9 protein-coding genes are annotated in these 13,257 nt (G+C 60.8%); 4 read left to right on the top strand and 5 right to left on the bottom strand.

Going from position 1 to position 13,257, the window contains the following annotated elements; genetic code table 11:
* Positions 1 to 7 precede the first annotated feature (7 nt).
* The 3 genes from lpxC to ligA all read left to right on the top strand — a co-directional run bounded on the left by lpxC (position 8) and on the right by ligA (position 4,244).
* The gene (gene lpxC, locus HYPGJ_RS12540) at positions 8 to 952 is read left to right on the top strand and encodes a UDP-3-O-acyl-N-acetylglucosamine deacetylase (RefSeq protein WP_046847456.1); all 945 of its coding nucleotides are present in this window, start codon (positions 8 to 10) and stop codon (positions 950 to 952) included.
* Between the two features lie 210 nt (positions 953 to 1,162).
* Positions 1,163 to 2,014, top strand: coding sequence for an outer membrane protein assembly factor BamD (locus HYPGJ_RS12535; RefSeq protein ID WP_046847455.1), 852 nt, complete (start codon positions 1,163 to 1,165; stop codon positions 2,012 to 2,014).
* A gap of 91 nt (positions 2,015 to 2,105) precedes the next feature.
* Positions 2,106 to 4,244 carry an NAD-dependent DNA ligase LigA gene (gene ligA / locus HYPGJ_RS12530; protein WP_046847454.1) on the top strand — a complete coding sequence of 713 codons (2,139 nt, stop codon included), beginning with the start codon at positions 2,106 to 2,108 and terminating at the stop codon, positions 4,242 to 4,244.
* A gap of 27 nt (positions 4,245 to 4,271) precedes the next feature.
* On the opposite strand, the gene HYPGJ_RS12525 is transcribed toward ligA, so the two are convergent.
* From HYPGJ_RS12525 to HYPGJ_RS12515, 3 genes are read right to left on the bottom strand one after another with little or no spacing between them, the layout of a single operon-like run.
* A complete protein-coding gene (locus HYPGJ_RS12525; RefSeq protein WP_046847453.1) occupies positions 4,272 to 6,083 on the bottom strand; it encodes an aminopeptidase P family protein in 1,812 nt (603 codons plus the stop codon).
* A gap of 43 nt (positions 6,084 to 6,126) precedes the next feature.
* A complete protein-coding gene (locus HYPGJ_RS12520) occupies positions 6,127 to 7,002 on the bottom strand; it encodes a 50S ribosomal protein L11 methyltransferase (RefSeq protein ID WP_046847452.1) in 876 nt (291 codons plus the stop codon).
* A 5-nt stretch (positions 7,003 to 7,007) separates the two neighbouring features.
* Positions 7,008 to 8,471 carry a DUF3754 domain-containing protein gene (locus tag HYPGJ_RS12515; RefSeq protein WP_046847451.1) on the bottom strand — a complete coding sequence of 488 codons (1,464 nt, stop codon included), beginning with the start codon at positions 8,469 to 8,471 and terminating at the stop codon, positions 7,008 to 7,010.
* A gap of 386 nt (positions 8,472 to 8,857) precedes the next feature.
* Between HYPGJ_RS12515 and HYPGJ_RS12510 the strand changes: the two genes are divergently transcribed.
* Positions 8,858 to 10,045, top strand: a complete 1,188-nt coding sequence (locus tag HYPGJ_RS12510) for a J domain-containing protein (RefSeq protein ID WP_244466113.1) — start codon at positions 8,858 to 8,860, stop codon at positions 10,043 to 10,045.
* Positions 10,046 to 10,177: 132 nt separating this feature from the next.
* Here the strand turns inward: HYPGJ_RS12510 and HYPGJ_RS12505 are convergent, their stop codons facing one another.
* Both HYPGJ_RS12505 and HYPGJ_RS12500 read right to left on the bottom strand, forming a co-directional pair.
* The gene (locus HYPGJ_RS12505) at positions 10,178 to 10,375 is read right to left on the bottom strand and encodes a hypothetical protein (protein ID WP_046847449.1); all 198 of its coding nucleotides are present in this window, start codon (positions 10,373 to 10,375) and stop codon (positions 10,178 to 10,180) included.
* Positions 10,376 to 10,640: 265 nt separating this feature from the next.
* On the bottom strand, positions 10,641 to 13,097 hold the full coding sequence (locus HYPGJ_RS12500) for a UvrD-helicase domain-containing protein (RefSeq protein ID WP_046847448.1): 2,457 nt from the start codon (positions 13,095 to 13,097) through the stop codon (positions 10,641 to 10,643).
* Between the last annotated feature and the right edge of the window lie 160 nt (positions 13,098 to 13,257).

Raw genomic sequence — 13,257 nt, 5'->3', positions numbered from 1 at the left:
GCGCTGTATGTCGAATCGATTCATCGGTGCGCGGCAAACCACGCTTGCCCGCGAAATCCAGTTGACAGGCACGGGGGTGCACAGCGGAGCTCCGGTATCACTTACACTGCATCCAGCAGAAGCTGATACTGGGCTCCGCTTTCTCGTTACGAAACGAGGAAGAGTCATTTCGGAAATCGCGGCGCACGTTGCCAATGTCAAAAATCTGACGCTCTGCACCGTTATTGGTGATGAAGCAGGTACAACGGTCGGAACCGTCGAGCATCTTCTCGCCGCTTTGCGTGGTCTCTCGATCGATAATCTCTATATCGAGATCGACAGCAAAGAAGTTCCGATCATGGACGGCAGCTCGGCGGAATTCGTCGAAGCCATCGACCGGGTCGGCATCCGGGAGCTTTCCGAGCCCCGTAAATACATCAAAGTTCTGAAATCGGTTCGTGTCGAAGAAGGTGGCTGCTGGGGCTCGCTTGAGCCTTACTCCGGCTTCCGCATGGACGTCGAAATCGACTTCACCTCGCCCGTCATCGGCCGCCAGCGGCTCCAGTATGAGATGAGCCCGGGCATTTTCCGTCACGAAATTTCTCGCGCTCGCACGTTCGGCTTCATGAGCGATGTGGAGAAGCTGTGGAAAGCCGGTCTGGCGCTGGGTGCCGACCTCTCCAACACCGTCGCGATCGGCGACGGCAAAGTGATGAACCGCGAGGGACTGCGTTATCCCCAGGAGTTCGTCCGTCACAAAATGCTGGACGCCGTGGGTGATCTGGCGCTCGCCGGTATGCCGTTGCTCGGCGCTTATCGCTCGTACCGTGGCGGTCATCGCCTCAACTCGATGGTGCTGCAGGCGCTCTTCGCCGACGCATCGAACTGGGCGGTCGTGCAGGCCCCCAAGACCCGCGCAACACGCGCGCCGGTCCAGATCACGGCTCCGGCAGCTCTCGCAGCTGCCGAATAGGCCTGAAGGTCGTTGCGATACCGGCGCTTCAAGCCGGTATCGGCCTGGAATGCACCACATTCCACCGATAAAATAACCTGGGGTTACGGGCACTCGGCGGACTTGCTCTAGTCTTTCAGAGCGCCCGGAGAAATGTTATCCGGGATGCTCACTCGTCAGCCCGTTGGCGATGAGTGGGAAAGTGCGATCAGGGTGGGAAGTACACGGCGCATGACATTCGTGGGGAACCTCAGAAGAGCTTTGAGCGCCGTTGCCGTCGTCGCCGCGCTGGCTGGCGCAGGCTGCGCCTCGAACAAGCTCGATACGTCAGCGCTCAATCCCGATCCGCCGTCAAAAATGTTCGCCAATGCCGACGCGAAGATGTCGAGCGGCAATTTTGACGATGCCGCGAAGCAGTTCGAGGCCGTCGACCGCGAGCACCCGTATTCGCCGGAAGCGCGCAAATCGATCGTGATGGCGGCTTACGCCTACTATCGCGCAGGCAAGACGCCTGAGGCGATCGCATCGGCTGAGCGTTACGTTGCGCTGCATCCGGGCACGAAAGAAGCGCCGATGGCGCATCACATCATCGCCATGTCTTACTTCGACGATCTGAAGACGGCGAACCGGGATCAGACGGCTGCTCGCAAGGCGCTCGAGCAATTCAAGATCCTGCGTACGCGTTTCCCGGAGAGCGAATATTCGCGGGATGCCGACAACAAGATCCGCATCTGCATGGACAACCTTGCAGCGCAGGAGATGGAGGTCGGCCGCTACTACCTCAACCAGCACAATTACGTCGCCGCGATCAATCGCTTCAAAACCGTCGTGAGCGATTATCAGACGACGGCGCATGTCGAGGAAGCGCTGGCGCGTCTGGTCGAGTCCTATATGGCGCTCGGCGTCGTCACCGAGGCGCAGAACGCGGCGGCAATCCTCGGGCACAACTATCCCGACAGCAAGTGGTACAAGGATTCCTACGCGCTCCTGCAATCGGGCGGCGTCGGTCCGCGAGACGATTCGGGTTCGTGGCTCTCCAAGGCCTGGAAGTCGGTGCCGAAGTTCGGTTTGGGTAGCGGCTGACGACGCGCGGCTGCTGATATTTCTTTGAAGTTTGACAGCGCGGCGGTTTTTGCCGCGTTTTCTATTTTCCGCAGTATATTCCCAGGCGGCGATGGCTAAGAAAACGCAAAAGCGCTCTTCTGGATCTGCGCGTCCGGCTTCTCCGGGCGCGACAAGCGTTGAAGACGAAATCGCCCGGTTGTCGGCGGAAATTGAGCGCCACGATGAGCTCTATTACCGTAACGATGCGCCGGAAATTTCGGATGCCGACTACGATGCATTGCGCCGCCGTCTCACCGCCCTGGAAGACGCGCATCCTGAGCTGAAGCGTGCCGAAAGTCCGAGTGAGAAGGTCGGTTCCGCGCCAGTCGCGGCATTCGGCAAGATCGCGCACGACGTGCCGATGCTGTCGCTCGGCAATGCCTTCGACGATCAGGACGTCGTCGATTTCGTGCAGCGCGTTCGCCGCTTTCTCAATCTCGGCGAGAGCGATGAACTCGAAATCACGGCGGAGCCGAAGATCGACGGACTTTCGATTTCGATCCGCTACGAAGGCGGCCGGCTCGTGCAGGCTGCGACGCGCGGAGACGGCGCCGAGGGCGAGAACGTCACGGCCAACGTCAAGACGATCAAGGACCTCCCGCACCTTCTCGACGGCGCCGATGTTCCGGACGTTATCGATATCCGTGGCGAGATTTATCTCGGGCACAAGGATTTTGAGAAGCTCAACGCGGCGCAGGCTGGGAGTGGCGGCAAGGTTTTCGCCAACCCACGCAACGCCGCGGCTGGATCGTTGCGGCAATTGGATTCGTCGATCACGGCGCAGCGGCCGTTGCGGTTCTTTGCGTATGCGTGGGGTGCGGCTTCGAAGCTTCCATCAGACACGCAGCGCGGCGTCGTCGCCGCGTTCAAGTCTTGGGGGCTGCCGGTCAATCCGCTGATGGAGATCACGCGAAGCCCGGATGAACTTCTCGATTATTATCGCGGGATCGAGAGCAAGCGCGCCAAGCTCGACTACGACATCGACGGCGTTGTCTACAAGGTCAACCGCCTCGACTATCAAGAGCGGCTCGGGTTCGTGTCGCGCTCGCCGCGTTGGGCGATCGCGCATAAATTTGCGGCCGAACGGGCGACGACGGTTCTCAACAAGATCGATATTCAGGTCGGCCGCACGGGTGCGCTGACGCCGGTCGCGAAACTGGAGCCGGTGACCGTCGGCGGCGTCGTCGTCTCGAACGCGACGCTGCATAACGAAGACGAGATCGCGCGCAAGGACATTCGCGAAGGCGATACGGTCGTCGTGCAGCGCGCGGGCGACGTCATTCCGCAGATCGTCGAGGTCGTGCTCGACAAGCGGCCGAAGGACGCCACGCCTTATAAATTTCCCGTGGTTTGTCCGATATGCGGCAGCCACGCGGTGCGCGAGTCCGATGAAGAGGGAAACGCAGCGGACGTTGTTCGCCGTTGCACGGGCGGCCTCGTTTGCGGCGCGCAGCTCAAAGAGCGTCTGAAACATTTCGTTTCGCGCAACGCTTTCGATATCGAAGGGCTTGGCGGCGAGAAGATCGAGTTTTTCTTCGAGACCGGACGCATCAAATCGGCGGCTGATATTTTCACGCTCGAGAAGCGCGATCAAAAATCCGACGAGCCGCTGACGAAGGTTCGCGGCTTCAAGGAGACTTCCGTCAACAAGCTGTTCGCGGCGATCAATGCGCGGAGGACCGTGCCGCTCGATCGCTTTCTGTTCGCGCTCGGCATCCGTCACATCGGCGAGACGACGGCGAAGGATCTCGCCAAGGCATACGGGACGTTCGAAGCGTTGCGTGCGGCTGTCGATGCGGCCATCCAAGGCGGCAAGGGCAGCGAAGCCTATCAGGATATCGACAACATCGAAGGCATCGGTGAGACGGTCGTCGATGCGTTGATCGACTTTTTCAGCGAGCAGCACAATCAGGAGCAGCTCCACGCGCTGCTGAAGGAAGTGAACGTCACGGCGTTCAATCGCGTGCAGGTCTCCTCGCCGGTGACGGGCAAGACGGTGGTTTTCACCGGCACGCTGACCAAGCTGACGCGCAACGAGGCGAAGGCGCAGGCGGAGCGTTTGGGCGCGAAGGTGTCGGGTTCCGTCTCGAAGAAAACAGACTACGTCGTTGCTGGCGCGGAAGCCGGATCGAAACTCGATAACGCGCGTGCGCTTGGCGTCACAGTCCTCGACGAGGACGGATGGCTGGAGCTGATCGGGAAAGCTTAAAGGCTCGGACGCGCGGTTGCGAGAAGATCAGATCGGAAGCGTCGCTTGTTCGAGCCAGTCGCGCGTCGCGCGATCGAGCCCGAGAGCCAACGTCTCGAAGACGCGCCGGTGATAGGCATTGATCCAGTCGCGTTCGTCTTTATCCAGCATATCGACGGCGATCAGGCGGCGATCGATCGGCGCCAGCGTGATCGTTTCCAGCCCCATCATCGGCCGTTCGCCTTCGCCGATCTGTTCCGGGGGAGTGACGAGCACGACGTTTTCGATGCGGATGCCGTAGGCGCCGACTTTGTAGAAGCCGGGCTCATTTGAAATCAGCATGCCCGGCTGCAACGCGACCATGCCCGCGCGTGAAATCGACTGCGGGCCTTCGTGGACGGAGAGATAGCTTCCGATGCCGTGGCCGGTGCCGTGGTCGAAGTCTTCGCCGATCGCCCATAGCGCGCGGCGTGCAAAGGGATCGAGGTCGATTCCGCGCGTGCCTTTCGGAAAGCGCGCCGTCGCGATCGCGATGTTGCCTTTAAGGACGGCGGTGAAGTGGCGCTTCATGTCGTCGGTCGGTTTGCCGATGGCAACCGTGCGCGTGATATCGGTGGTTCCGTCCTGATATTGCGCGCCGCTGTCGATCAGGAATAGCTCGTTCGGCTCGATCTTGCGATTGGTCGCATCGGTGACGCGGTAGTGCACGATGGCGCCGTTCGGTCCGGAGCCCGAGATCGTCGGGAAGCTGATTTCGCGCAGCATATTCGTCTCGCGGCGAAACGCTTCGAGCTGGCGGACGGCGGTGATCTCGTCGAGCGTGCCGCTCGTTGCATTGTCGTCGAGCCAGGCAAGGAAGCGCGCCATCGCATAGCCGTCGCGGATATGAGCGGCGCGCGTTCCGGCGATTTCGGCTTCCGATTTGATCGCCTTCGGCAAGATGCAGGGATCTTGTCCGCGCGAGATTGCAGCGGCGCCGAGCTTCATTTCGAACCAGAAGCTTGCGGTCTCCGGATCGAGGCGGATTTTCTTTCCTTGCGCCTTGAGCGCGGCGATGCGTTCGGCCATCGCTTTCGGCGGCAGCAGTTTTGCGACCGGCGCGACATGCGCGCGGGTCTCGGCATCCAGTCGCTGCGGATCGATATAGAGTTCGGCCTTGCCGGTTGCGGGCACGATGGCGAATGCGAGGACGACGGGATTGTGCGCGACGTCGCTGCCGCGAATGTTGAACAACCAGCAGATCGAATCCGGCAACGTAAGAATTGCAGCGTGCTGGCCGTCCGTTTTGAGGCGCGCCTGAATGTCGGCGAGCTTGTCCGATGCCGCGCGGCCTGCGAGCGTCAACGGCTGCGCGATGACCGGGTTGGCCGGAGGTTTCGGCCGCGCTTTTCCCCAGAGCGTGTCGATCGGATTTTTCGACAGCGGTTTGAGCTTGATTTTTTTCGGCGCAAGGGCTGCCTTAAGGCGTGCAATCTCGCCTGCCGTGTGGTTCCAGGGATCGAAGCCGATCGTCTGGTTCTTACCGAGGGCGCCAAGAAGCCATTCCGACACTCGCGCGCGGGGCAGGAGCGAGACTTCGAATACGTCCGTGTCGGTTTCAGCCTTCGCCTGCACGGTGTAGCGGCCGTCGATCAACAGCAGGGCGGACTTCTTCGTCACGATCGCAAGGCCGGCGGAGCCTGAAAATCCCGTCAGCCATTGCAAGCGCTCGGCGCAGGCGGGAACGTATTCTCCCTGATGGCAATCGGCGCGCGGCACAAGCACGGCGTCGAGCTTCGCCTTGGTCATCAGCGCGCGAAGCGCCTTGGTGCGTTCCGCGACGTGATCGGGTCCGGACTGCGTTTGGAATGTCTGAAACATGACGACGGTTCTAGGCGGCTGTCGTGGCGCGGGCAACGGCGATTTAACGGCGGGCGAACGTCAGCGTCGACCAGCCGGTGATGCGGTCGTGGCGAAGCAGCGCGAAGCCCTGTGCCAGATAGCTGGCGATTACTTCCGGCGCCTGCGGAATGAGGATTCCGGACAGCACGAGCGTTCCGCCTTGCGCGACGGCGCGAGAAAGGCTCGGCGCCAGTCGGATCAGAGGTCCCGCGAGAATGTTCGCGATCAGGAGATCGAACGGTGCGCGGCTGCGGATGTCAGGATGTGTCGTGGCGCTCGCCTGCGTGACCTTGATCTGCCGGGCGACGCCATTGAGGCGGACGTTTTCAGCTGCAACCTTGACGGACTGCGCGTCCATGTCGGCGGCGACGATGCGGGCGTGCGGGAGCGACTTGGCCACGGCGATCGCGAGCACGCCCGATCCGCAGCCAAGGTCGAGGACGGGACCAAATGTGTGCGATCGCACCAGGCGGTCGATCGCCAGCAGGCAGCCGAGCGTCGTTGCATGGTGGGCTGTGCCGAACGCTTCGCCTGCGTCGATCAAAATCGTGTTGGGTCCGCGCGCGACCCGGTCGCGATCGTGGCTGCCGTGGATCGTGAAGCGTCCTGCCCGGACGGGCGGAAGTGCTGCTTGCGAGATCGCGACCCAGTTCAAATCCGGGACGTCTTCGGTGGTGAACGCCGGCAACGGTTCGGGAATGAACCCGGCCAACTCACTTGCGATATCGCGCGGGCCTTGAGCCATGTCGAAATAGGCTTCAACGCGCCAGCGGTCCGGACCGTTCTCGAATACGGTCAGGGCGTCGGGCGGGGGCTCGAGAAAATCCTGAAGGGCATTGCCGGTCGCGTAGGCTTGCGCGCGATCGGTGAAGTCGGCCGCGAATTTTTTGATCGTCATGGATTTCAAGCCGCCGAGGGTGGGTTCCTTCCTTCGAACTCATAACCCTCGGAAGGAATTGGATCTGGAAGATAGTCGAGGAACTGGTCCCATTTCTCGTCGATGTGTTTCGCGGCCTGGGCCGGCGGCAATGTGACAAATGTTCCGTCGGCTTTTTCGACGACGATGCCGTCGCGGATCAGGCGGTCCAGCGCGTCGTCGATTTCAAAATCAACTTTGATGCCGAATGTCCGCGTTAAATAAGATTCGATGGCCAGATCGATGGACGGAAGGTCGGCGCGCGTCGACTTTTCCTTCGCGAGCACGCTGTAGAGAAGCATTTCTTCCTTCAGGTCTTCCTCGGCGCCGCGCGCGGCGATCTTGAGAATGACGCCGCGGTTGTCGGCCATCGTGTGGAAGTAAAGGTTCTGCGCCATCACGACCATATAGCGCTGCTTCTGATTGAAGAACCCCATAGCCTGTCGGGCCGCGATGCCGCCAAGGCCTGCGAGTGCTCCGGCAGCAGCAATTGGATTGCTCGCGAGAAGCGCGATTTTTCCAGCCGCTCCGAATGCGCCCATGCCGAGACCGCCGCCGGCTGTCACGCCAAGGCGCAGCTTGTCCAACGAGCGGAAGCGCACTTCCGTATTCGGGAAAATCATCTCGACGTCGGTGCGAGGGATGTTCTTGAAGAGTTTGAGATAGATGTTCTTGTCGGAGATGCCCGGTGGCATGTGGTTGCGCGCGCGCTGCACGGCCTTTTCGGCGCTAGCACGGTTGCATCCCTTTTCGCGCATCACTTCTTCCACGCGCATGTCAAACGGCTTCAGCTTGAACATGATGAAGAGGCGCTGGAAGATCGGAACGTCGAATTCTTCCTTGCGCAGGAATTTCCGAATGCTGCGGCGTTCGTATTTCTGGTTGGATGCGCCGCGATAATAAATCACGATGCGTTCGAACGCCTTCATGTCGACGTTCAGGTCGAGGCCGTAATGGCTGTCGCGCGTCAAGATCATCTCGACGTCGGTCGGATCGATGCGCTCGTAGTTGGCGCGCTGCAGAAGGCTTTCCACGCCTTCGAACACACGGTGTTTGAGCACGTCGCGATCGTCATCCGAAAAGCTGCGCGTCATCAGCAGGTCGCTGTCGGGCGAGAACGTTTCGTAGGTCTGCTCGAGATCGAGGAGCAGCGCGAAATATTGCTGCTGGCGCCAATAGTCGAGGTAACGGAAAAAGCGGCGCGCATCGGCGGCCTGGCCCGCGGGCCACAGGTACGGCAACGTCAGGCGATCCAGCAGCGCAAATCTCGTGACGGGAATGAAGCGTTCGCGTTTGCGCTTGTCGTCAGCTTCGAGAACGTCATGGGCCGGCCTGGACTCTTGTCCTTCGCTGACCGGCGCGGGTCTGGCGTCGAGGTCTGTCAGATCATAAAGGCGCTGGAACAGTCCCTGCTTTTGATACAGACGGCCATTCGTCATTTCTGCCGACATTCAACGCAACTCCCGTCGTCTTCCCGTTATCGGGCGAACTCACCCCTCGCCCGGTCCTTACCTCTTAGCGATACGGCAATGCTTGTCGAGAAGTCGCAAATCATCTGCGCGCAAAGATGACCGATCCAGCGTCGAAGCGGCTTTTTTGCAGCGCTAGCGACTCCCGCCTGCCTTGATCCCGAATAGAGCACAAGCTGCCGATGTAGGAAAACAGTTCATAACTTTCGTAATCGCCACAGTGGCGCCCGCGTTACGCTAGGATCATGGCTAAGCGGGACGTATCGAGGGGTGCTTCTTGGGGGCCGCGTATGGGGGCGTTACGAGTACTACTTCTGGTTATCGCAACTGTTGCAGCTGTGTTGCCCGCAGGCGCTGACGACCTCGTCATGCCCTACGCATGCGCCATCGACAGGGGCACGCCGCATCTGACGGCTGCCGAGCCTACAACCTATGAGATTATCGGACCTCGCGAAGACATGCCCTTCTCGGCTTGCCGGTCGGCGGCAGCGGGAAGCTGCGAAACGATGATGGTCCATAAATTCACCATCGACTGCGGGGGACAGAAGATCGCCTGGAGTAAGGTCGCTGCCGCAGGGCGCGCCGCCGGCGTCGATCTTCCGGCACGTTTGCCGCCGGGCTTCGCTCCCGTCAGCCGGTTCAAGGCACGTTTCGTTCTTCCGGGGTTCGGCCGGACGACGCGCCTTCCGAAGGTCGAGACGCGAGCGCTCTCGGCGGACAGCGTGGTGGAGACGAGTTCCATCGCTCACGACGACGAACCGCACTGGGTGACGGTGATCGATCCGGTCATGCAGGCGTCTGCGAGCGGCGGCGCATTCAAGGTCGCCGGCGTGATCTCGACGTTGCTCATTTCGCTGATGGCGGCATGTCTGTTCATGGCGCGCCGCCGGATGCCCCTCTCCTATGATTTTGCCCGGTCGGCGCAATTTTCCGAGGCGTCACCCGAGCCGCTATGGCGTTCGGCAGGACGGAAATTCACCGGCATGGCTGGGGCGCTTCAGCGAAGCTTTGCCGGTGTTTTTGAGCGATCGGCGGCCGATGCGCCAAGGAGCAGCGGCACGGATGGGGTCGCCAGACTTCTGGATGCCGTTCACGCGCGCGTCGTCGAAACGGAGCTTCTCATTGCGTCGCTGCCTACCGATCTGCTTTTGCGCGATGTTCTGCAGACCGAACTCGATGCTCTGCGGAGCCGTGTCGCCGACGTTTCACGGCGGGCCGATCAAATGGGCGAAAAGCGCGCCAGTTCTGTGCTGCGCGCCATGCTGAAGGATCTCGATCGGATCACACGGATCGTGCAGGGGACGACGCGGAAAGACGAAGCCGCGACATCGCGTGTTGCCGATGTTCCTTCGACGATTTTCGATGCCTACCGCATTCTCGGGCTCAATCCCGAAGCTCCGCCTGTCGCGGTGAAGAAGGTCGTCGATGCGCTTCGCATGTCGTGGCACCCTGATCATGCGCGGAGCGAGCCTGACCGGCGGCATCGCGAGGAGCGAATCAAGCAGATCAATGCGGCGTGGGATCTGCTGAAAGGCGTGACGGTCGAGGCGGCCTGAGTTCGCCAAATAGGTTGGCTAAGCAGGATCAAACATCCGGGATATGAAAACGGCGCCATCAGAGCGGCGCCGTTTGAATGGCCTGGGATTTTGCTTCAACGCAGAACGTTGGCAAAGGCGCGGGACGACGCCTTAAGCCGAGCAGCGATGCGCAACCGGCAGATTTCTAATCTGCTCATCGGTTAGCGGGACGATGTCTTGCACAACCATCGTCGCGGCGTTGGACTTGGCTTGCCCTCGCTTCACTACGCCAAGGCGCAGGGCGAGTTGTTCGCTAAGTCCGCGAATGACGCCAATCTTACCTCTCAACGGAAAGCGGTAAGTGCTCATGGATAGCTCCTCTCAAGGACTCTACCCTCCCAAACAAAGATTCCCCATTTCGGTTGCACGCCCGCGCGTTTCACCTCGTGGATTATACGCAGACAAACTAACCTTTGACCGCCGCAGGCAGAGTGCGGCGACAAAACAACGGTCAATTGCTGATGAACCCCCACAGCTCAACGAGCTGTTATACTGTGGCACAAGAATACGGCAAGAAAAAGAAACCTGCGGCGAAAATTAGATCGGGTTTGAGTATTTTGCTGTTATAATTCAGTTATATAAGGTCAACGAAACTAGCGACGACGCGCTTGATCGAGCCGTCATCAAAGTTGATCGTCAGCTTGTTTCCGTCGACCAGCGTGACGGTGCCGTCGCCGAATTTCTCATGGCGAACGCGGCTTCCATTACGAAAATTCGGGGCGTTGGCCGTCGAGGCCGCAACCAGTTCACCTTCGAGCGTAATCGGGGTGCGCGCCCGTTTTTTCGTATCGCGCCCGCTGCTCCAGGACTGCTGAGCCCGTTGCCAGCCCGGTGTCTTATAATTGGAGCCGAAGGGTTCGGAGCCGCTCGCGCGGTCGAAACGGCTCGGACCGAACGGATTGCCGTAGCCGTAGGTCGCCCGGCCGCCGTAGGGCATCTCGCTTTCGATCACGTCGACGGTTGCCGGGGGAAGCTCGTCGACAAATCGCGACGGCATTGCGGATTGATAGAGGCCGTGCGTGCGCCGGTTCTGTGCGAACGAGATCTTGGCGCGGCGGCGCGCGCGGGTCAGCCCGACGTAGGCCAAGCGGCGCTCTTCTTCGAGGCCGGCTTTGCCGCTTTCGTCGAGCGACCGCTGGTGCGGGAAAAGTCCTTCCTCCCAACCGGGCAGGAAGACGATACCGAATTCGAGACCCTTGGCTGCGTGCAGCGTCATCAGCGAAACGCGATCGCCGTCGCTGCCCTGATCCGCGTCCATGACCAGAGAGACGTGCTCGAGGAAGCCTTGCAGCGTTTCGAAGTCGTGCATGAAACGCACGAGTTCCTTAAGGTTTTCCAGGCGCGTTTGAGCTTGCGGGCTTTTGTCGGCCTGCCACATCGCGGTGTAGCCGGACTCGTCGAGGACAAGCTCGGCAAGATCGGTGTGGCGCATGTGATCGAGGTTGCCGCGCCAGCGTTCGAACGCCTGCATCAGGTCGCCGAGCGATTTTCGGGCCTTGTTCGAAAGCTCATCCGTTTCCACGATCTCGCGGGCGGCTTGATAAAGCGGCACGCCTTGCGCGCGTGCGAGTTCATGGATGCGCTTGATGCTCGTGTCGCCAAGGCCGCGTTTCGGCACGTTGACGATGCGTTCGAACTTCAAATCGTTGGATGAGTTGGCGATCACGTCGAAGTAGGCAATCGCGTCCTTGATTTCCTGCCGTTCGTAGAAGCGCGGACCGCCGATGACTCGATACGGCAGGCCGAGCGTAATGAAACGGTCTTCGATGGCGCGCATCTGAGATGACGCCCGCACGAGAACCGCGATGTCGTTCAGCTTTTCCTGGGCGCGCTGAAACTGTTCGATGTCTTCGCCGATGGCGCGCGCCTCGGCTTCATCGTCCCAGAAGTTCGCGACGCCGATTTTTGAACCTGCAGAACCGTCAGTGAAAAGCGTTTTGCCGAGACGGCCGGCATTCTTGGCGATCAGGCCCGAGGCGGCGGCGAGAATGTTCGCCGTCGAGCGATAGTTGCGTTCGAGGCGGATGACTTTCGCGCCGGGGAAGTCCTTTTCAAACCGCAGGATGTTGTCGACCTCGGCGCCGCGCCAGCCGTAGATCGACTGATCGTCGTCGCCGACGCAGCAGACATTCGGGCAGCCTTGCGCCAGGAGCCGCAGCCACAGGTACTGCGCGACGTTGGTGTCCTGATACTCGTCGACGAGGATGTAGCGGAAGCGGCGATGGTAGTCGGCGAGCACGTCCGGGTGCTCGCGGAAGAGCCGAATGCATTCGAGCAGAAGATCGCCAAAATCGCAGGCGTTGAGATCCTTGAGACGCGCCTGGTAGGCGGCATAGAGGGCGGCGCCCTTGCCTGCTGCGAACGAGAACGATTCTCCGTCCGGGACTTTGTCGGGCGTCAGGCCGCGGTTTTTCCAACTGTCGATCAGACCGGCCAGCTGGCGGGCGGGCCAGCGGTCCTTATCGAGACGCGCCGCCTCGATAACCTGCTTCAGCAACCGGACCTGATCGTCGTCATCGAGAATCGTGAAACCGGATTTCAGGCCGACAAGTTCTGCGTGGCGGCGCAAGATCTTGACGCCGATCGAATGGAACGTGCCGAGCCACGACATGCCTTCGAGCGTGCCGCCGATCAGACCGCCGATGCGGTCGCGCATTTCGCGGGCGGCTTTGTTCGTGAACGTGACGGCAAGGATCTGCGATGGATAAGCTTTTCCGGTCGCCAGGATGTGCGCGATGCGTGTCGTTAGCACGCGGGTTTTTCCCGTGCCCGCACCGGCTAGCACGAGCAGCGGACCTTCCGTCGTCTCAACCGCTTCGCGCTGCTCAGGATTGAGGCCATCGAGATATGTCGGTGCGCCGCGCGCAGCCCGGATCGCGCGCGCCGAAATCGATTGGATTTCCTCGGTGCGATTGTCCGGTCGGGCTGGAGCGTTGGCGGACGCAGGCGCTTGCGGCAGATCGAACGGCGGATCATCATCAGCCGGAAAGTCCGGGCCGTCGCCGGCGTTCGGCTTGCGAGTCGAAGTCATGCGGATTGACCTAAACCACCGAGGCTGATCCTACAACCGGCGCGTCCCGGTGACGCGCGCTGCGGTCACAGCAAACGGCGAATCGATCACAAATTGCTCAAACACCTGGAATGAAGCCAAATTTCGAGTTCAGAGTAACGCTGCTCCGTGCCATATAGAT

The sequence above is a fragment of the Hyphomicrobium sp. GJ21 genome, assembly GCF_001006785.1.
GTDB lineage: Bacteria > Pseudomonadota > Alphaproteobacteria > Rhizobiales > Hyphomicrobiaceae > Hyphomicrobium_B.
Note: the sequence above shows the minus strand (reverse complement) of the source record. Positions and strands in the feature narration are given on the sequence as shown.